We start from the raw sequence: 20,399 nt of genomic DNA, 5'->3' as shown, positions 1-20,399 counted from the left end.
GAGTGCGACTGGGGGTCGATGTCGGCTCGGTGCGCGTGGGCGTGGCCGCCTGTGACCCGGCAGGGGCGATCGCGACCCCGGTCGCCACCCTCACCCGAGCGCCCGCCAAGGGCACCGACCTCGACGCAGTCGTGCTGGAGGTCCATGACCGCAACGCGATCGAGGTGGTCGTCGGTCTGCCGCTGACCCTCTCCGGAGATGAGGGACCGGCCGCGCAGATCGCGCGAGCCTGGGCCACCGAGCTGCATCGCCGGCTACCGGGGGTGCCGGTGCGGCTGGTCGACGAACGCCTCACCACCGTCGACGCGCACCGCGCCATGCGAGACGCCGGCGTGGACCAGCGGGCGAGCCGCAAGATGATCGATCAGCAGGCAGCTGTGCTGATTCTGCAAGTCGCGCTTGACTCCGAGCGCAATTCCGGCAACCCTGCCGGAGAGTCTGTGGGGGGACGTAAACCACGGCATCGCTCAAGGCGGGCGAACGCAGAAGGGCAGTCCTGATGAACGACCCCCACCTCACCGACTCGATCTTCGACGACGGTGATCCTGCTTCCGCGTCGGCGGGGCAGGGGGGTGATCGGGCTTCCGCGCCGACGGAGCCGGGGCGTTCGCGTCGAACTCCTGGCCGCACCCGGCACGAGCCGATCACCCGCCGGAAGGCGGGCTGCTCCTGCCTCGCGATTCTGGTCGCCTTCGTCCTCGTCCTCGGGGCGGGAGGGTATGCGCTGCGGGACGCGCTGCCGCACTTCGCCAGCAGCGCACCGACCGACTACGTCGGCAACGGTACGGGCTCGGTAGACATCACGGTCAACCGCGGCGACACGGGATACGTCATCGGGCAGACCTTGCAGAAGGCCGGCGTGGTGATGTCCGCGACGACGTTCGCGAGCACCGCCAACAGCAACACGAAGTTCGCGCAGGTCCAACCGGGCACCTACCGCCTGCGCAAGCACATGAGTGCCAGTGCGGCGATCACGCTGATGCTGCAACCGGCGGCGCTGGTCAGCCACGGGATCGTGATTCGGGAGGGACTCTGGGACCAGGAGATCTTCGCGCTGCTGTCCAAGAAGACCCATGTGCCCCTGGCCGACTACCGGAAGGTCGACCCGCGGACACTCGGTCTGCCGGCCGCCGCGCGCGGCAAGCTCGAGGGTTTCCTGTTCCCCTCCACCTACACCTTCGACAAGGGTGCGACCGCCCAGCAGCAGCTCAAGATGATGGTCGCGCTCGGCAACAGCAACCGGGCGAGCCTCGGGATACCCGATGGCAAGCTGCTGCACATCATGACGGTGGCGTCGCTGGTGCAGGGGGAGTCGCGCCTGGGCAGCGACGGCCCGAAGGTTGCGCGCGTGGTGCAGAACCGGCTGGCGATCGGTATGCCGCTGCAGATGGACTCCACGGTGCACTTCGCCGAGAGGCAGCGGGGCACAGTGACGACCACGAACGGTCAGCGGGCGAGCAACAGCCCGTACAACACCTACAAGGTCCGCGGGCTGCCGCCGGGCCCGATCAACAACCCCGGGCTGGCGGCCATCACGGCCGCGCTGCATCCGGCGAGTGGGTCGTGGCTGTACTTCGTGACGGTGAACCAGGCGACGGGCAAGACGTTGTTTGCCACCACCTATTCACAGCAGCAGGTGAACGAGGGTAAGTTCCACGCATGGTGCAGGGCTCACCCGGGCAAGTGCTGATGCATCGGGCCGCGGTGCTCGGGAAGCCGATCGAGCACTCGTTGTCGCCGGTGCTGCATCACGCCGCGTACAACGCGCTGGGGCTCACCGACTGGGAGTACACCCGGCACCAGGTCGACGCGCACGGCCTGGAGGGGTTTGTGGCCGGTCTGGATCACACCTGGAGAGGGCTGTCGCTCACCATGCCGCTGAAGGAACAGGCCCTGCTGATGGCCTCGTCGGCGAGTTCCGTGGCGCTGCGCACCGGCTCGGTCAACACGTTGGTCCGGTCTACCGACGGATGGTTCGGTGACAACACCGACGTGCATGGGATCCGTCAGTCGCTTGCCGACGCGGGCCTTGGGATCGACCTTCCCGGCGGCGAGGCCGTCGTCATCGGGTCCGGTGCGACCGCGCGGTCCGTGCTTGCCGCACTGGCAACCTTCGGGGTGCGCCGAGTCACCTTCCTCGTCCGCTCGCGGGCCAGGGAGTCGACCCTCGCGCAGGCTCGAGACCACGGCATGACGACGGCGGTTCGGCGGATGCCGGATGGCGCGTCGTCCTGCGCACACGCTGCACTGGTCGTCAGCACTGTGCCGGCCGCCGCGGCGGACGGGCTGGCCGCCGCCATTCAGGACGAGAAGTCCGACAGCGAACGGATCACCAGACCCATCTGGCTGGACGTGGTGTATGCCGGATGGCCGACGATGCTCGCCCGTGTCGGCGCCGCGCGGGGCGCGGTTCTGGTGCCGGGCATCGAGATGCTGATCCATCAGGCGGCACAGCAGGTGCGCCTGATGACCGGTCTGGAGCCGCCACTTGCCGCCATGCAGGCCGCCGGACGGGCCGCGGTGTCGTCGTTGTAGCCACCACAGGGCGGATAGGTGCGGCCCGTCGCAGCCGCGACGCCCGCGTGTGAGACGGGGTCCAGGCGCATTCCGGGCGCGTGGGAGGATCGGCACATGCTTCGATGGTTGACCGCGGGAGAGTCACACGGCCCGGCCCTTACGGCCGTCATGGAGGGCCTTCCGGCCGGCGTGGAGATCGACAGCGGGCGGGTGGCTGCCGCGCTGGCACGGCGGCGGCTGGGATACGGCCGTGGTGCCCGAATGAAGTTCGAGCAGGACAAGGTGAGCTTTGTCGGCGGGGTTCGACACGGCTTCACCCTCGGATCGCCGATCGCGCTCACCATCGCCAACACCGAGTGGCCCAAGTGGGAGGTCGTGATGAGCCCCGACCCGGTCGACGAGAGCGCGCTGCAGTCCGCGGACGACGTCGGCGCGCCGAAGGAGCTGGCGCGCAACAAGGCGCTCACTCGCCCGCGGCCCGGTCACGCGGATCTGGTGGGCATGCAGAAGTACGGCTTCGAGGATGCGCGACCGGTGCTGGAACGAGCCTCCGCCCGGGAGACCGCCGCACGGGTGGGACTCGGCGCGGTGGCCGCGGCGTTTCTGGAGCAGGCCTACGGCATCCGCCTGGTCTCGCACACCGTGGCCATCGGCGGAGTCGGCAGCGACGACGACGCCTCGCTGCCCCGCCCGGGCGACGTGGCGGCGCTCGACGCCGACCCGGTGCGGTCGCTGGACCCGGCCAGTTCCCGGGCGATGATCGAGGCGATCGATGCGGCGAAGAAGGATGGGGACACCCTCGGAGGTGTGGTCGAGGTGCTCGCCTACGGCCTGCCGCCGGGTCTGGGGTCGCACGTGCACTGGGACCGCCGGCTGGACGCGGAGCTCGCTGGCGCCCTGATGGGGATCCAGGCGATCAAGGGGGTCGAGGTCGGCGACGGCTATCGCACCGCCGCTCGGCCCGGTTCCGCTGCGCACGACGAGATGGTGCGTTCGGACGGGATCATCCGCCGGGTGTCCAACCGGGCCGGGGGAACCGAGGGAGGCATGTCGACCGGTGAGCCACTGCGCGTCCGGGCGGCGATGAAACCCATTTCGACGGTGCCGCGCGCACTGCGCACGATCGACGTGTCATCCGACGAACCGGCGACCGCGATTCACCAGCGCTCCGATGTGTGTGCCGTGCCGGCTGCGGGCGTCGTCGCCGAGGCGATGGTGGCGCTGGTGCTCGCCAAGGTGGCACTGGAGAAGTTCGGTGGCGACAGCGTGGCCGAGACCGCCCGCAACCACGCCGCCTACCTGGCCGCCATCCCCGCGGGTATGCGGTCGTGGTGAGCCCGCGCGTCATCCTCATCGGACCGCCGGGAGCGGGCAAGAGCACGGTCGGAGCGATGGTGGCCGATCGGCTGGGCCTGCCGTTCGTCGACACGGACGCGCTGATCGTGCAGGAGCAGCAGCGCAGCGTCAGCGACATCTTCGTGGTGGACGGTGAGGAGACCTTTCGTCGGCTGGAGGCCGACGCAGCGCGGCGGTCGCTGGATGCCGAGACCGTGCTGGCCCTGGGCGGTGGCGCGCCGATCCAGGACGCGGTCGCCGAGCTGCTGGCCGGCCACCGCGTGCTCTTCCTCGATGTGGCGATCGCGGATGCGTCCGGTCGGATCGGGTTCGACCAGTCCAGGCCGTTGCTGGCCGTCAATCCCAGAGCGACCTGGTCGCGCATGATGACGCAGCGACGCCCGGCCTACGAGCGCCTGGCAACGTGGGTGGTGGACACCGCCGGCAAGGATGTCGAGACGGTCGTGGAAGAGGTCCTCGCTCACGTGACGAAGGTCGATCATGACTGAGCACAGCGTGATTCGCGTCGCAGACGGTTATGACGTGGTCATCGGCGAGGGCGTGCTCGCGCAGGTCGGCGGAGCGCTGCCCACCGGCACGGCTCGGGTCCTGGTCGTGCACGCCCCGGTCATGGAGCCGCAGGCCGGTGACCTCGCAGCCACGTTCGATGCGCAGGGGCTGCAGACGCAGATCGTGGCGCTGCCCGATGCAGAGGGCGCCAAGACGGCGCAGGTCGCGGCCGACCTGTGGGCCCGCCTGGGGCAGGCCGGTTTCACCAGGTCCGACGTCGTGGTCGCCGTCGGTGGCGGGGCAACGACCGACCTCGGTGGGTTCGTGGCCGCCACCTGGCTGCGCGGTGTGCAAGTGGTGCAGGTGCCGACCAGTCTGCTCGGGATGGTCGATGCCGCCGTGGGTGGCAAGACCGGCATCAACACGGCCGAGGGCAAGAACCTCGTCGGTTCGTTCCACCCGCCGCACTCGGTCTGGTGCGACCTCGCGGTGCTGCGCACGCTGCCTCCGGCGGATCTTGCCGCCGGTCTGGCGGAGGTCGTCAAGTGCGGATTCATTCGTGACCCGCGTATCCTCGACCTGGTCGAGCAGCACCCCAGGGAGGCGGTCGACCCCACGAGCGCGGTCCTGCGTGAGCTGGTCGAACGTGCGGTGCAGGTGAAGGCCGACGTGGTGGCGGTCGACCTCAAAGAGTCGTCACTGCGCGAGATCCTCAACTACGGGCACACCTTCGGGCACGCGATCGAGCAGCGGGAGCACTACACGTGGCGGCACGGTGACGCCGTGGCGGTGGGCATGGTGTATGCCGCAGAGCTCGCCCGTCTGGTCGGCCTGATTGGCGCGGATCTGGTGGAGCGACACCGCCGGGTGCTCGCTTCGCTCGGTCTGCCGACGACCTACCCGGCCGGGCACTTCGACGAGCTGCTCACCGTGATGCGGCGGGACAAGAAGACTCGTGGATCCATGCTGCGATTCGTGGCGCTGGAGAGCGTCGGGCGGGTCACCCGGATCGAGGGGCCTGCAGACGACATGCTGCGCGCGGCATACGACGCAGTCAGCAGCTGAACCCCACGAAGTTCTCCGCTCACGCCTCGCTGCCGATGCTTGTGCGGCAACCGCCATAGGTTGACGCTCGGTGGTCATCTGGTGCGTAGGCCGAGAGCTGCACGCTTTTCAGCGTCACGGGCCCGAGCGCGCGATCGCCATGCGCAGGGTGACACGTTGCCGCCCCTGACCCAGACGAAGTCAGGATGTCCAAAGACGGCAAGATCGTCCATGACGCAAGGTGAGCCAAGACCCAGTCGTCTCTGCCGCCCAGCCGCTGGCCCGTATCGAAACCTCTTGACACGTCGGGTCGTAGCCCAACTTCTGGTTGTGGGCGGAGTTCTCCCCTTGGGAGGGTCAGGCGGTTTGCGCCTGGTCTGGTGGTGCGCCGGGTCAGTGGGTCGTCCGGGGGTAGCGGCTGGGTCGGCATTCGCCCGGGGACCAGGTCCCACACCACCTCGGTCTCGCCGACCTCCCCCGCCTCGCTTCGCTCCGTGCGGGCGGTACCCCCATCGGTAGGTATCAGGCAGACACCAACGGGCAGGCACGCATTCGACGCCCACATCGAAGAGCTTCGGCGCATCGCAGTGGGGTTCTCCGATGCGTCCGCGGACACCGAGTAACGCACGCCCAACTCCTCAACTGACCCAGCGCGGTCGTGATGACACTGCAACGCCTGCCAGTCGATCAGGGATCCGTCAAGAGTCACCGTAGGCCGATCCGCCAGCGGTGATGCGTCTGCCGCTGGACGAACAAGATATGCGGCATACGACCAGTCGCTGCATAACGGGACTGACGCGATGGCGCGCCCACAGGCGGACGCCGAGAGTGATGTCAGGAGGCATCAACGCGTGGCTCCGAGATTCACCGGCGTGGCCGTCGCGGGGGCCACGGAGCTAACCCCACGAAGTTCTGGACGTAGGCGTGCCGGCGCCGATGTTCGGGCGGCCCCGGCACGTCGGGTGCGGTAGTCAGGCGTTGATCAGGTCTTGTTGGCCTTCATCTGGGCCACACCCATGATGGCGAGACCGAGCAAGAGGACGCAGGCTCCAACCACGATGTTGCTGATCATCGTGCCGGTGGAGGCACTGATCCCGTGAATCAGCCAGGTCGACACGATGAGCCACACGCCCATGAGCGGTGCGACCCAGGCCATGCCGTACATCCGGCCGGCCGAGTCCGCGCATACGAGCGTCATCACCATGATGGCGATGCCGACGATCAGATCGCTGACTGCCAGCGCCGTCGTCGTGCCGCTGAAGCCGATGACCCATGGTGAGATCGCTGCGTACCCGCCGCCGAGGAACATCAGTCCCTCGGCAACCTGGGCCCGTGGAGTCCCCGCCGCCCGGTCATAGCGGTCCCGCAGGGCCACGATGTCCGGGTGGTGTGCCATCGACGTGTCCATACTGTGTTGCGTTGTCATGACCCACCTCCTATGTGGGGGAGTAGTTACTCTCCTATTGTGCTCCTGCCGCAGGCTAATGGCGCCGGGACCCCTGTGGTGGATACTGCCACTGAGGCTGACTCTACGAGCGCATGCGAAGTGCCCTCGATCGGTATGTGCGAGGGTGGATCGAGACTCGAATACCTGGAGGCAGACATGGCACAGAACGTCGCACAGAAGCTGATTGCAGGTCATCTCGTGGATGGTCAGATGGAGCCGGGCTCCGAGATCGGGCTCCGCATCGACCAGACGCTGACGCAGGACGCGACCGGCACGATGGTCATGCTCGAGCTCGAGGCCATGGAGCTCGATCGAGCGAAGACCGACGTGTCGGTGCAATATGTCGACCACAACCTGCTGCAGGCCGACGAGCGCAACCCCGATGACCACGTATTCCTGCAGTCGGCGGCGCGCCGCTTCGGACTCTGGTTCTCCAAGCCCGGTAACGGCGTCTCACACCCGACCCACCAGCAGCGGTTCGGCAAGCCTGGCGCGACGATGGCCGGCTCCGACTCGCATACGTGCGCGGCCGGTGCGATCGGCATGCTGGCCATCGGCGTGGGCGGGCTCGAGGTGGCAATGGCCATCGCGGGGGAGCCGCTCTATCTGCGAATGCCGCAGATCATGGGAGTGCGGCTGACCGGCGAGCTGCCGCCGTGGGTCTCGGCGAAGGACGTCATCCTGGAGATGCTGCGCCGTCACGACGTCAAGGGTGGCGTCGGCAAGATCATCGAGTACTACGGCCCTGGACTGGCCGGACTGTCGGCCATGGACCGGCACGTGATCGCCAACATGGGAGCCGAGCTCGGAGCAACCACAAGCGTTTTCCCATCCGATGACGAGGTGCGCGCTTTCCTGCGGGCAGAGGACCGCGAGGACGACTGGACCCAGATCCTCGCCGACGACGGCGCGACCTACGACCTCGAGGACGAGATCGACCTGTCCACGCTCGAACCGCTGATCGCGAAACCGTCGTCGCCGGGCAACGTCGTGCTGGTCAGCGAGGTCGCCGGTGAGCCGCTTTCTCAGGTGGTCATCGGGTCGTCCGCCAACCCGGGTCTGCGCGACTTCGCGATCGTTGCGGAGATCATGCGTGACCAGCAGGCGGTCCCTGACGTCTCGGTCGACGTCAACCCGACCTCGCGTGAGATCCTCGAGGATCTCACCAAGGGCGGCTGGCTCTTCGATCTGATCAAGGCCGGCGCCCGCATCCACCAGTCCGGATGCATGGGGTGCATCGGCATGGGGCAGGCGCCGGCCACGGGACGCAACAGTCTGCGCACCGTCCCACGGAACTTCCCCGGACGCTCTGGCAGCAAGGAGGACTCGGTCTGGTTGTGCTCGCCCGAGACTGCGGCGGCGGCCGCGCTCACCGGCAAGATCACCGACCCGCGACGGCTTCCAGACGAGCTGGGGATCGACTACCCGAGGCTGTCGTTGCCGACCCAGGCGAGCGTGAATACCGCGATGCTCGTCTCGCCGATCCCGGCGGACGAGGCGCGCAAGGTCGAGCTCGTCAAGGGTCCGAACATCTCCGGCCTGCCCGAGCTCGACCCGTTGCCCGACCGGATCGAGGTGCCGGTCGGTCTCAAGGTCGGCGACAACATCTCGACCGACGAGATCCTGCCGGCCGGCGCGAAGGTGCTGCCCTACCGGAGCAACATCGAGAAGATCTCGCAGTTCACCTTCGGCCAGGTGGACGAGGAGTATGCCGAGCGGGCCATGTCACTGCGCGAGGGCGGCGGACACGTCGTGGTCGGCGGGGAGAACTACGGCCAGGGTTCCTCGCGCGAGCACGCCGTGATCGCGCCCCGGTATCTCGGGCTGCGAGCGGTTCTCGCCAAGTCGTTTGCTCGGATCCACTGGCAGAATCTGGCCAACTTCGGGATCCTCGCGCTCGAGTTCGCGGACGCCGGCGACTATGACGACATCGAGCAGGGGGACACGCTCGTGCTCGAGGACGTGCGCGACGCCATCGGCAACGGAGATACGGTCGAGGTGCGCAACGATCGGACCGATCGCACCTACCGGCTGACACACCGCCTGTCGCCGCGGCAGGTGCGGATGGTGCTCGCCGGCGGTCAGATCCCGCTGCTTCGGGAGGGCAAGGACTGAGAGGTGCCCACAGCGAGCCGCCACGAAGCCGCGCGCCGGCCCACGTTCGCACCCATTCGGGGGCACGCACGAACGTAGGGGTGAATTCCGGTGGTGTGGATCGCCTGGTTGCGGCAGGCTGGGGTCATGATCCACGTTGAGGGCCTGACGCGTAAGTACGGGAGCTTTACCGCTGTTGACGACATCAGCTTCGAGTGCCGGCAGGGGACGGTGACCGGTTTCCTCGGCCCGAATGGTGCGGGCAAGACCACCACGATGCGGGTGATGGTGGGCCTGACTCCGGCGACCCACGGCCAGGTCACGATCGGTGGCCATCATTATCGTGAGATTCCCAATCCCGGACGCCACGTCGGTGTCCTGCTCGACGCGTCGGCCCAGCATGCGGGCCGCACAGGTCGGGAGGTGCTGCTGCTCAGCAGTCGCACGATGGGTCTGCCCGATTCGCGCGTGGAGGAGATGCTGGAACGGGTGTCCCTGGAGCCCGCCGAGGCCAAGCGGACGGTGCGCAACTACTCGCTGGGTATGCGCCAGCGCCTGGGTATCGCCAACGCGCTGTTGGGTGACCCGCAGGTGCTGATCCTTGACGAGCCCGCCAATGGCCTGGATCCCGCCGGGATCCGGTGGATGCGCGACCTGCTCAAGGGGTACGCCGCTCAGGGCGGCACCGTGCTCTTGTCCAGCCACCTGCTGCACGAGGTGGAGCAGGTGGCCGATGAGATGGTCGTGATCGGACGCGGCAGGATTGTTGCCCGCGGCACCCGCGCGCAACTCCTGCGGAGTGCTTCCGGCGGCCTGGCCACGACCCTGGTCACGGCTGTGGACAATGAACAGCTGCACCGGGCGCTGACCGTGAAGGGCATCGAGGCCACTGCGGCGGGCGCCAGCCTGCGGGTGAGCGCCGAGCCGATCGACGTGGGCCGGGTCGCGGCCGAGGGATCGATCGTTCTGACCGACCTGCGGGCCGGCAACGAGGACGGCCTGGAGGAACTGTTCCTCCAGCTCACCGCCGACTCTCAGCGCGAGGGCGCACCCCAGCAACCGGCACAGCCCATGCCGGAAGGAGTCAACCCGTGAGCACCGAGACCCTGGACCTCTCCTCGACACCGGCGATCCCGTTCACCCGACTGGTGCAGGTCGAGTTGCGCAAGATGTACGACACGCGCGCTGGGCGCTGGCTTCTGATCTCCATCGCCGGCCTGACCGGGCTGGTGCTGGTCATTCAGCTGATCGTGTTGCTGGTCAAAGATCAGTCGGCAACGCTCGGCTCCTTCGGGGCCGGTGCGAACATCCCGATGGTGATCCTGCTGCCCGTCCTCGGGGTGATGTCGGTGACCGGGGAGTGGAGCCAGCGCACCGCGATGGTCACCTTCGCACTCGTCCCCTCTCGGGGGCGGGTGATCGCCGCAAAGTACGTCTCGGCGCTGGCCATCGCGCTGATCGCGGTGGTCGTGGCCTACGTGCTGATGATCGTGGCGAACCTGCTCTACGGTGCCTTCTCCAGCCACCCGATGGTGTGGGACTTTGGCGGCGCGTTCGGGATCTTCTTGGTGTTCCTGCTCTACGTGATCAGCCTCTCGATCGGGTTCGCGTTCGGTGCCGCCATCCTCAACACCGCGGGGGCGATCGTTGTCTACTTCGTCTACGACTTCGTGTTGCCGGGGCTGATGGAACTGGGTGCGCACCTACTGTCCTGGTTTCACTCGATCAGGCCGTGGATCGACTTCTCGAACGCCCAGACCCCGCTGCAGGGCGGCAGCTCGGTGACCGGTCAGCAGTGGGCACACCTGCTGGTCTCCGGCTCGATCTGGCTCGGCATCCCCCTCGCGATCGGGATACGGCGCATGTTGCGGGCGGAAGTCAAATAGCCTGACGAGCTGCCGGCGATATGCGGGAGCGGGCCGGTGTCCCCTACACTTGGGGCGACCCCTTCTGACCTTCCGGTGCGAAGCCGTGTCCAAAGGCCGGTCTCGAGCCAGGCAATGGCCGGGGCCCCGGCAGCACCCGGCATACGAGAGAGATGAGCACGTGGCAAGCACGAACGAGTTGAAGAATGGTCTGGTGCTCAACATCGAGGGCCAGCTGTGGTCCGTCGTCGAGTTCCAGCACGTCAAGCCCGGCAAGGGCCCGGCCTTCGTGCGCACGAAGCTCAAGAATGTCCTGTCCCGCAAGGTCGTCGACAGGACGTTCAACGCCGGTGTGAAGATCGACACCGCCAGCGTCGACCGCAGCGATATGCAGTTCCTCTACAAGGACGGCGACGACTTCGTGTTCATGGACACGAAGACCTACGAGCAGATCAACATCCCGGTCGAGACGGTGGGGGGCTCCGCGGACTATCTCCTGGAGAACCAGGAGGCGATCATCGCGCAGCACGATGGCACCGTGCTCTATGTCGAGCTGCCGGCCTCGGTCACCCTGGAGATCACCCAGACCGACCCGGGCCTGCAGGGCGATCGCTCCACCGGCGGCACCAAGCCGGCGACCCTGGAGACCGGCGCCGAGATCCAGGTGCCGCTCTTCCTCGAGTCCGGCACCAAGGTCAAGGTCGACACGCGTGACGGGTCCTACCTGGGTCGGGTCAGCTAAGCGACATGGGTGCTCGCACGAAGGCCCGCAAGCGGGCGCTCGACCTGCTCTTCGAGTCCGAGCAGCGGGGAGTCAACGCCCTCGAGCTGCTCGATGCTCGCGTCGCGGCACCCGTGACCCCCGCCCCGCTCCCCGCGTATACGGCGGAGCTGGTGCGGGGCGTCGTCGGCAAGTGGAGCGCCATCAACGAGGCGCTGACGACCTACAGCCGCGACTGGCCGCTGGACCGTATGCCGGGTGTCGACCGGTCGCTGCTGCGCCTGGCCGCGTGGGAGCTGATCTACAACCCGGACGTCCCGGACGCCGTGGCGATCTCGGAGGCGGTCGGCCTCGCGAGGGAGCTGTCGACGGACGAGTCGCCGAAGTTCGTCAACGGACTGCTCGCCCGGATAGCGGAGATCAAGACGACGCTCGTCTGAGCGTCGGGAACAGGTCCCCGGCCATCGCGGCACCCGCAGGCAGCTGCCGCTCCAGTCCGTCGAACTGCGGTGAGGTCACCCAGTGCCGCGGTGCATGCACCATGTCGTCGCCGAGGAAACGCAACGAGAAGGCGCGCCTGCGGTTCGTGCCCGGCACGCCATACGAGTGGTGCAGCGTCAGCATGTGGAAGAAGACCGCGTCGCCCGGTTGCATCGGCCAGCTGCGGATCTCGTAGGCGGACCGGTCGGCCTCGACGTCGGGCAGGTCGGCGAGCGTCCCCTCGGGGAACCACTTCGCCTCGTTGGTCATGAACGAGCGCGGCATCAGCCAGCCCTGCCGATGCGACCCGGACAGGAACTCCAGGGTCGACTCCGCCGACACGGCGTCCACGGGGGCCCACATGGAGCAGTTGTCGAACCCGTCCACGTTGTAGTAGGGCTGGTCCTGGTGCCAGGGGGTCTCCTGCCTGGTGCCGGGCTCCTTGACCAGCACGTGGTCGTGGTACAGCCGCACCTGCTGACTGCCGATGAGGGCTGCCGCGACGTCCGCCGCATGCGAGTCGAACGCGATCTGACGCAGCTCGTCGATCCGTTGCCAGTTGCAGAAGTCCTCGACGAAGCTTCCCGGGTCCGCCTCGTCGCTGGCCACCTTGAAGCGCGGGCTGGGGTCGGCCAGGACGCGCTCGATACCGCGCTCGATCCGAGCGACCTCCTCGGCAGAGAACAGCCCCCGAACGATCACCGATCCGGTTTGGCGGTATTCATCCACCGTGCTCTCGTCAAGGACGGGCACCGGTGGGTGGGCGGCTGTGGCGGTCATCTGCATACCTCGTGACGGTCGGCTGGGGAAGTGCTTCCAGTCTGACGCCACCCGGCGTCGCCGGAGGAGCTTTCGCCGCGAATTCTCGAATCCGGCCGACCCGCAGGGTGACCCACACCGTGGGCACCGACGCGGGAGTCCTGTCAGGGTCGCGCTATGATGCCTTCGACAGACATCCTTTAACGATCCGTCCCGTGAGGCGGCGAAGGAGGTCCCGACGCATGCAGCGTCCCGACTCGCAGAACAACAACGCGCCCTCCGCCGGGCGCGTGGTCCTCTCCGCAGACGATGTGACTCGCGCACTGCGCCGCATCGCGCACGAGATCCTCGAACACAACAGGGGAGCCGACGACCTGGTGGTCCTCGGCATACCGACGCGGGGAGAGACCCTTGCGCACCGCCTGGTCGCTGCCCTCGCCGCGGTCGAAGACGTGGCCGTGCCGGTAGGCTCACTCGACGTCACGATGTACCGAGACGACCTGCGTCGACAGCCCATGCGTGCCGCGCAACCCACCCGCATCCCTGAGTGCGGTGTGGACGACAAGGTCGTGGTCCTGGTCGACGACGTGCTCTACTCCGGGCGGACCGTGCGCGCAGCACTCGATGCCCTGGGCGACATCGGCCGGCCTCGAGCGGTCCGGCTCGCCGTCCTGGTCGACCGCGGCCACCGCGAGCTGCCGATCCGCGCCGACCACGTCGGGAAGAACCTGCCCACCGCACACAGCGAACGCGTGCACGTGCGTCTCTTCGAAGACGATGGGGCGGATGAAGTCAGAATCCTCGATCAGGAAGAGGTGGCCGGTCGATGAAGCACCTGCTGTCCGCGGCAGACCTCGACAAGGACCAGGTGCTCGAGCTTCTCGCGACCGCCGAGCAGATGCACGAGCTGCAGGACCGGGAGGTGAAGAAGCTTCCGACCCTGCGCGGGCGCACCCTCGTCAACCTGTTCTTCGAGGACTCGACTCGCACGCGATCATCGTTCGAGCTGGCCGGCAAGTGGCTGTCGGCCGACGTGGTCAACGTGTCCGCGAAGGGTTCCTCGGTCAGCAAGGGTGAGTCCCTGCGCGACACCGCGCAGACCGTCGCGGCGATGGGGATCGATGGACTGGTGATCCGCCACCCCGCCAGCGGCGCACCGCACCAGGTGGCCCAGTGGGTGGATGCCTCCGTCGTGAATGCCGGGGACGGCACCCACGAGCACCCGACCCAGGCCCTGCTGGATGCCTACACGATGCGCCGGCAGATCGGTGACCTTGCCGGTGCGCACGTGGTGATCGTCGGAGACCTCACCCACTCTCGAGTCGTCCGCAGCAACCTCATCCTGCTGCAGACGCTCGGTGCGCGCGTGACCCTGGTCGCACCGCCGACCCTGATGCCCAGCGGTGTCCAGAGCTGGTCGGACACCGACGGGTTCGCCACCACATACGACTTCGATGAGGTCCTGCCCACCGCCGACGTGGTGATGATGCTGCGGGTCCAGAAGGAACGGATGAGCGGCGGATTCTTCCCGACACCAAGGGAGTACACCGTTGGTTATGGGCTGACCCGTGACCGACTGCAACGCATGGCGAAGGATGCCGTGATCTGCCACCCCGGCCCGATGAATCGGGGCCTGGAGATCACCGCGGACGCCGCCGACAGTGCCCGATCGCTCATCCTCGGCCAGGTCTCATCAGGCGTCGCCGTGCGAATGAGTGTCCTCTACCACCTGCTGGGAGGCGCCAATGTCTGACCGGACCTACCTGATCAAGGGAGCCGACCTGCTGGGTACGGGTCGCACCGACCTGCTGCTAGAGGACGGCCGGATCGCCGCCGTCGGCAAGCTCGGCGATGCGGCACAGGCAGCAATGATCGAGGCCGATGGACTTGTCGCACTGCCAGGACTCGTCGACCTGCACACGCACCTGCGCGAGCCCGGCCGGGAGGACGCCGAGACGATCTCGTCCGGATCGGCGGCGGCCGCCGCGGGTGGGTTCACCGCGGTGCTCGCGATGGCGAACACCCAACCCGTCACGGACACGGCGGAGGCCGCCGAGCGCATCCTGGACCTTGGCCGGGCGGCCGCGCTGGTCGACGTCCAGCCGATCGGCGCCGTCACCAAGTCGCTTGCCGGTGAAGAGCTCGCCGAGCTCGGGCTGATGGCCAGGTCGCGTGCGAACGTGCGTGTCTTCTCCGACGACGGCCGGTGCGTGCACGACGCGCGGATCATGCGCCGCGCGCTGGAGTATGTGAAGGCGTTCGGCGGGGTGATCTCGCAGCACGCCCAGGAGCCGCAGCTGGCGGGCGGCTCGGCATGCTGTCACGAGGGCGAGCTGTCCGGGCGGCTGGGGCTGCCGGGCTGGCCCGGCGTGGCCGAGGAGGTCATCGTCGCCCGCGACGTCATGCTGGCTCGTCACACCGGTAGCCGGGTGCATGTGGCACACGTGTCCACGGCCGGGTCGGTCGAGGTGGTTCGGTGGGCGAAGTCCCAGGGGATAGCGGTGACCGCCGAGGTCACGCCGCATCACCTGCTGCTGACCACCGACCTATTGAGCGGCTACGACCCCGTCTTCAAGGTGAACCCGCCACTTCGCCCGCAAGAGGATGTCGACGCGCTGCGAGCCGCCCTGGCGGACGGCACGATCGACGCGGTCGCCACCGACCACGCACCGCATGCCCGCCATGACAAGGAGCACGCGTTCGCGGAGGCAGCCTTCGGGATGCTGGGCCTCGAGCAGTGTCTGCAGGTCGTCACCACGACGATGGTGCAGACCGGGCGTATGACGTGGGCGGACGTGGCAGCGGCACTGTCCACCCGCCCGGCACGGATAGCCGGACTGGCGGGCCACGGGCGCCCTCTCGCGGTGGACGAGCCGGCGAACCTGGTGCTGATCGACCCGAGCGCCACGGGCACGATCGATGCGGACGCGTCGCAGTCGTTGTCCCGCAACAATCCTTGGCACGGTAGGACGCTGCAGGGCCGGGTGCACTCGACCTTCCTGCGCGGACGCGCCACCCTTCTCGACGGTGAGGTTCAAAAGTGAATATCCCCACGAAGTCCTCTCTCGTACCTCCCCCGCTGACTGGAGACAGTGTGCCAGCGGGAGGTGCCCCCAGTTCGGTACTTCGCGAGGGCCCCAGGACTACTGCGAGCGTGACGGATCCATGGACGGACCGGGCGCCGGCGGTGCTGGTCCTCGAGGACGGCACGACCTACTCGGGGGAGGCCTACGGCGCCGTGGGCACGGCCTATGGCGAGGCGGTCTTCTCCACCGGCATGACCGGGTATCAGGAGACGCTGACCGACCCGAGCTATCACCGGCAGGTCGTTGTCATGACGGCCCCGCACGTGGGCAACACCGGTGTGAACGATGAGGACTCGGAGTCCGCCAAGATCTGGGTCGCGGGGTATGTCGTGCGCGACCCGGCGCTGCGCCCATCGAACTGGCGCTCGGTCCGCACACTCGAGGACGACCTGCAGGAGCAGGGCGTTGTCGGCATCTGCGGCATCGACACCCGCGCCCTGACGCGGCACCTGCGCGAGCGGGGAGCGATGCGGGTCGGCATCTTCTCCGGCGAGGCGGCAGCGGCCGGCGACCACCTCGCCAGCGTGCAGGCCGTCGATGACATGGGCGGCGCGGAGCTGGCGTCCCAGGTGTCGACCACCCAGGCCTATGTCGTCCCGGCCGTCGGCACCAAGGTGCTCACCGTCGCGGCCGTGGATCTCGGTATCAAGGCGATGACACCGCACCGGTTGGCGGAGCGCGGGATCGAGGTCCACGTCCTGCCGGCCGGTGCGACCTTCGAAGAGATCACCGCAGTGCATCCGGATGGGGTGTTCTTCTCCAACGGCCCCGGTGACCCACAGGCGGCGCCCCAGATCAACGTGCTGCGGCAGGTGCTCGATGCGCGGATCCCGTTCTTCGGCATCTGTTTCGGCAACCAGCTGCTCGGACGCGCGCTGGGATTCGGCACGTACAAGCTGAAGTACGGCCACCGAGGGATCAATCAGCCGGTGATGGACCGCACCACCCACAAGGTGGAGGTCACCGCACACAACCACGGGTTTGCCGTCGACGCACCGCTGGACGGCGAGTCCGAGGCGCCCGCCGGTGACAGTCTCGGACGGGTCCGCGTCTCGCACGTGTGCCTGAACGACGATGTGGTCGAGGGCCTGGAGTGCCTGGACATCCCGGCTTTCTCGGTGCAGTACCACCCGGAGGCGGCCGCCGGACCGCACGACGCCGCATACCTTTTCGACCGATTTGTCGAACTGATGAACGCTAAGAAGGGACAGCACTGATGCCGCGCAGAGAGGACATCAAGAGCGTCCTGGTCATCGGGTCAGGGCCGATCGTGATCGGCCAGGCCTGCGAGTTCGACTACTCCGGCACACAGGCGTGCCGGGTGCTGCGTGACGAGGGTCTGCGCGTCATCCTCGTCAACTCCAACCCGGCCACGATCATGACCGACCCGGAGTTCGCGGACGCGACCTACATCGAGCCGATCACCCCGGAGGTCGTCGAGTCGATCATCGCCAAGGAGCGCCCGGATGCCGTGCTGGCGACCCTTGGTGGTCAGACCGCCCTCAACGCCGCCATCGCGTTGCACGACGCCGGTGTCCTGGAGAAATACGACTGCCCGCTGATCGGCGCGAGCGTCGAGGCGATCCAGCTCGGGGAGGATCGCGAGCGTTTCAAGGGTGTCGTGCAGCGATGCGGCGCCGAGTCGGCGGAATCCGTCATCTGTCACACCATGGAGGACTGCCTCGCGGCCGCAGAGAAGCTCGGCTACCCGATGGTGGTGCGACCGTCCTTCACCATGGGTGGGCTCGGGTCCGGCTTCGCGTATGACGAGAAGGACCTGCGTCTGATGGCCGGGGCAGGGCTGCAGGCGAGCCCGACCACGGAGGTGCTCCTCGAAGAGTCCATCATGGGCTGGAAGGAGTACGAGCTGGAGATCATGCGGGACCACGCGGACAACGTGGTGGTCGTCTGCTCCATCGAGAACCTGGACCCCATGGGAGTGCACACCGGTGACTCGATTACCGTCGCACCCGCGCTCACCCTCACCGACCGCGAATACCAGAACCTGCGGGACATCGGCATAGCGGTCATTCGTGAGGTCGGCGTCGAAACCGGCGGCTGCAACATCCAGTTCGCCGTCAACCCGGAGGACGGCCGGGTGATCGTCATCGAGATGAACCCGCGGGTCTCCCGCTCCAGCGCCCTTGCGTCGAAGGCGACCGGGTTCCCCATCGCGAAGATCGCCGCCAAGATGGCAATCGGGTACACCCTGGACGAGGTGCCGAACGACATCACCCGCGAGACCCCCGCAAGCTTCGAACCGAGCCTCGACTACGTCGTCGTCAAGGTGCCGCGGTTCGCCTTCGAGAAGTTCCCGGCCGCCGATCCCACGCTGACCACGACGATGAAGTCGGTCGGCGAGGCGATGTCGATCGGGCGCAACTTCACCGAGGCCCTGCAGAAGGCCCTTCGGTCGATGGAGCGCAGCGGGTCGTCGTTCCACTGGCGGGTGGACGACAAGCCCTCCCTTGAGATGGCACGCGCGCTGCTGGAGACGGCCAAGAAGCCGACCGACGGTCGGATCATCCTGGTGCAGCAGGCCCTTCGTGCCGGCCTCAGCGTCGAAGAGGTGCACGACGCGACGAAGATCGACCCGTGGTTCCTCGACCAGATCGAGCTCATCAACCGGGTCGCCGAGCGGCTGGGGGAGGCGCCGCAGCTCACCCCGCAGCTGCTCCGCCTGGCCAAGCGGCATGGCTTCTCGGACGGTCAGATCAGCCAGATCACCGGCACCGCCGAGGCCGTGGTGCGCGGTGTCCGGCACGCGCTGGGCGTGCGCCCGGTCTACAAGACCGTCGACACCTGCGCCGCCGAGTTCGCGGCGCAGACGCCCTACTACTACTCGACCTACGACCAGGAGAACGAGGTCCAGACCCGCGAGCGGCCGGCCGTCATCATCCTGGGCTCCGGGCCGAACCGGATCGGGCAGGGTGTCGAGTTCGACTACTCGTGCGTGCACGCCTCGTTCGCCCTGCGCGACGCGGGCTTCGACACCATCATGGTCAACTGCAACCCGGAGACGGTCTCGACCGACTACGACACCTCCAGCCGGCTCTACTTCGAGCCGCTGACCCTGGAGGATGTGCTGGAGGTCGTGCACGTCGAGCGCCAGGCCGGCCCGCTGGCCGGTGTCATCGTGCAGCTCGGCGGGCAGACACCGCTGGGTCTCGCGAAGGCGCTCAAGGACGAGGGCGTGCCGATCGTGGGGACCACCCCGGAGGCGATCGACCTTGCTGAGGACCGAGGCGCCTTCGGGCGGGTGCTCGCCGAGGCGGACCTGCCGGCGCCACGGCATGGCACGGCATACAGCGCCGATGAGGCGGTCGCGGTCGCTCGAGAGATCGGCTATCCGGTGCTGGTGCGGCCTTCGTACGTGCTCGGTGGGCGCGGCATGGAGATCGTGTATGACGATGAGACCCTCGCGGAGTACGTCACCCGGGCCACGAAGACCGACAGCGAGCACCCGGTCCTCGTCGACCGTTTCCTGGACGACGCGATCGAGATCGATGTGGACGCGCTCTTCGACGGCACCGAGATGTACATCGGCGGCATCATGGAGCACATCGAGGAGGCCGGCATCCACTCCGGCGACTCGGCGTGCACCCTGCCCCCGGTCACCCTGGGCCAGGAGGAGATCGAGCGGGTCCGAGAGTCCACGCGCAGCCTGGCGGAAGGCGTTGGAGTGCGTGGTCTGATCAACGTCCAGTTCGCACTGGCACAGGACATTCTCTATGTGCTGGAGGCGAATCCACGGGCCAGCCGGACGGTTCCGTTCGTCGCCAAGTCCACCGGTGTGCCCCTGGCCAAGGCCGCGGCACGCGTGATGCTGGGCGCCTCGATTGCGCAGCTGCGAGCCGAGGGGCTGCTCCCGCCGGAGGGTGACGGGGCTGCGCCACGCGTCGGCGGACCGATCGCGGTCAAGGAGGCGGTGCTGCCCTTCAAGCGGTTCCTCACCGCCGAAGGGCTCGCGGTCGACAGCCTGTTGGGGCCGGAGATGCGTTCCACGGGCGAGGTCATGGGCATCGATGACGACTTCGGTGCGGCCTTCGCCAAGAGCCAGCTCGGCTCGATCACCGGACTGCCGCGGGAAGGCATGATCTTCGTCTCCGTGGCCAATCGCGACAAGCGCGCGATGATCTTCCCGATGAAGCGCCTGGTCGACCTCGGGTTCACACTGCTCGCTACGCCTGGCACGGCGGATGTATTGCGCCGCAACGGGATCCCGTCGCAGGTCGTACGCAAGCACAGTGAGGGGCGTGGTCCCAGCGGCGAGCCCACCATTGTCGATCGCATCCTCGCCGGAGACGTGGCAATGGTGATCAACACGCCGTCCACGCAGGGCTCCCGCGCCGACGGATACGCCATCCGCGCGGCAACAACGAGCATGGACCGCCCGATCATCACCACCGCCCAGCAACTGGGTGCAGCGGTGCAGGGCATCGAGGCCCAGCTGAACGGCGCCTTCAAGGTCAAGTCGCTGCAGGTGCATGCCCGCGAGCTGGATATCTATCGGCGCGGCGACGGGAAGCAGGGATGAGTGT

18 protein-coding genes are annotated in these 20,399 nt (G+C 67.8%); 16 read left to right on the top strand and 2 right to left on the bottom strand.

Annotated features, from left to right (window positions below; translation table 11 throughout):
• Positions 1-2 precede the first annotated feature (2 nt).
• From ruvX to aroB, 6 genes are all read left to right on the top strand, one after another.
• Positions 3-500: a Holliday junction resolvase RuvX gene (gene ruvX, locus FGL98_RS16055; RefSeq protein WP_342779984.1), complete on the top strand. Its 498-nt coding sequence runs from the start codon at positions 3-5 to the stop codon at positions 498-500.
• On the top strand, positions 500-1,690 hold the full coding sequence (mltG, locus tag FGL98_RS16050; protein WP_146318278.1) for an endolytic transglycosylase MltG: 1,191 nt from the start codon (positions 500-502) through the stop codon (positions 1,688-1,690). The genes ruvX and mltG overlap by 1 nt, the downstream gene beginning before the upstream one ends.
• A complete protein-coding gene (locus FGL98_RS16045) occupies positions 1,660-2,535 on the top strand; it encodes a shikimate dehydrogenase (RefSeq protein WP_146318276.1) in 876 nt (291 codons plus the stop codon). The genes mltG and FGL98_RS16045 overlap by 31 nt, the downstream gene beginning before the upstream one ends.
• A gap of 96 nt (positions 2,536-2,631) precedes the next feature.
• On the top strand, positions 2,632-3,852 hold the full coding sequence (aroC, locus tag FGL98_RS16040) for a chorismate synthase (RefSeq protein WP_146318274.1): 1,221 nt from the start codon (positions 2,632-2,634) through the stop codon (positions 3,850-3,852).
• Positions 3,849-4,361, top strand: coding sequence for a shikimate kinase (locus FGL98_RS16035; RefSeq protein WP_246136582.1), 513 nt, complete (start codon positions 3,849-3,851; stop codon positions 4,359-4,361). Before aroC ends, FGL98_RS16035 begins: the two co-directional genes overlap by 4 nt.
• Positions 4,354-5,427, top strand: a complete 1,074-nt coding sequence (gene aroB / locus FGL98_RS16030) for a 3-dehydroquinate synthase (protein WP_146318270.1) — start codon at positions 4,354-4,356, stop codon at positions 5,425-5,427. The genes FGL98_RS16035 and aroB overlap by 8 nt, the downstream gene beginning before the upstream one ends.
• Positions 5,428-6,388: 961 nt before the next feature.
• On the opposite strand, the gene FGL98_RS16020 is transcribed toward aroB, so the two are convergent.
• A complete protein-coding gene (locus tag FGL98_RS16020) occupies positions 6,389-6,832 on the bottom strand; it encodes an SPW repeat protein (RefSeq protein ID WP_146318268.1) in 444 nt (147 codons plus the stop codon).
• A gap of 177 nt (positions 6,833-7,009) precedes the next feature.
• On the opposite strand from FGL98_RS16020, the gene FGL98_RS16015 reads away from it, so the two are divergent.
• From FGL98_RS16015 to nusB, 5 genes are all read left to right on the top strand, one after another.
• Positions 7,010-8,968: an aconitate hydratase gene (locus FGL98_RS16015; protein ID WP_146318266.1), complete on the top strand. Its 1,959-nt coding sequence runs from the start codon at positions 7,010-7,012 to the stop codon at positions 8,966-8,968.
• 126 nt (positions 8,969-9,094) lie between these two features.
• Positions 9,095-10,042: an ABC transporter ATP-binding protein gene (locus tag FGL98_RS16010; RefSeq protein WP_146318264.1), complete on the top strand. Its 948-nt coding sequence runs from the start codon at positions 9,095-9,097 to the stop codon at positions 10,040-10,042.
• On the top strand, positions 10,039-10,833 hold the full coding sequence (locus FGL98_RS16005) for an ABC transporter permease subunit (protein WP_222432217.1): 795 nt from the start codon (positions 10,039-10,041) through the stop codon (positions 10,831-10,833). Before FGL98_RS16010 ends, FGL98_RS16005 begins: the two co-directional genes overlap by 4 nt.
• A 160-nt stretch (positions 10,834-10,993) precedes the next feature.
• Positions 10,994-11,554, top strand: coding sequence for an elongation factor P (efp, locus tag FGL98_RS16000; protein WP_146318262.1), 561 nt, complete (start codon positions 10,994-10,996; stop codon positions 11,552-11,554).
• A 5-nt stretch (positions 11,555-11,559) separates the two neighbouring features.
• A complete protein-coding gene (gene nusB / locus FGL98_RS15995; RefSeq protein WP_146318260.1) occupies positions 11,560-11,973 on the top strand; it encodes a transcription antitermination factor NusB in 414 nt (137 codons plus the stop codon).
• Here nusB and FGL98_RS15990 read toward each other — a convergent pair.
• Positions 11,954-12,793, bottom strand: coding sequence for a phytanoyl-CoA dioxygenase family protein (locus tag FGL98_RS15990; RefSeq protein ID WP_146318258.1), 840 nt, complete (start codon positions 12,791-12,793; stop codon positions 11,954-11,956). The two genes, nusB and FGL98_RS15990, sit on opposite strands and share 20 nt — an antisense overlap.
• Before the next feature lie 221 nt (positions 12,794-13,014).
• On the opposite strand from FGL98_RS15990, the gene pyrR reads away from it, so the two are divergent.
• From pyrR to carB, 5 genes are all read left to right on the top strand, one after another.
• Positions 13,015-13,602 carry a bifunctional pyr operon transcriptional regulator/uracil phosphoribosyltransferase PyrR gene (gene pyrR / locus FGL98_RS15985; RefSeq protein WP_146318256.1) on the top strand — a complete coding sequence of 196 codons (588 nt, stop codon included), beginning with the start codon at positions 13,015-13,017 and terminating at the stop codon, positions 13,600-13,602.
• Positions 13,599-14,525 (top strand): aspartate carbamoyltransferase catalytic subunit, encoded by a 927-nt coding sequence (locus tag FGL98_RS15980; RefSeq protein WP_146318254.1) that lies wholly within the window; start codon positions 13,599-13,601, stop codon positions 14,523-14,525. Before pyrR ends, FGL98_RS15980 begins: the two co-directional genes overlap by 4 nt.
• The gene (locus FGL98_RS15975) at positions 14,518-15,816 is read left to right on the top strand and encodes a dihydroorotase (RefSeq protein WP_146318252.1); all 1,299 of its coding nucleotides are present in this window, start codon (positions 14,518-14,520) and stop codon (positions 15,814-15,816) included. Before FGL98_RS15980 ends, FGL98_RS15975 begins: the two co-directional genes overlap by 8 nt.
• Positions 15,817-15,926: 110 nt before the next feature.
• Positions 15,927-17,075, top strand: coding sequence for a glutamine-hydrolyzing carbamoyl-phosphate synthase small subunit (carA, locus tag FGL98_RS15970; protein ID WP_146318250.1), 1,149 nt, complete (start codon positions 15,927-15,929; stop codon positions 17,073-17,075).
• A complete protein-coding gene (gene carB, locus FGL98_RS15965) occupies positions 17,075-20,395 on the top strand; it encodes a carbamoyl-phosphate synthase large subunit (protein ID WP_146318248.1) in 3,321 nt (1,106 codons plus the stop codon). Before carA ends, carB begins: the two co-directional genes overlap by 1 nt.
• Positions 20,396-20,399 lie beyond the last annotated feature (4 nt).

It is taken from the genome of Leekyejoonella antrihumi, from assembly GCF_007845645.1.
Lineage (GTDB): Bacteria > Actinomycetota > Actinomycetes > Actinomycetales > Dermatophilaceae > Leekyejoonella > Leekyejoonella antrihumi.
This window is presented reverse-complemented; position numbering and strand designations above follow the sequence as displayed.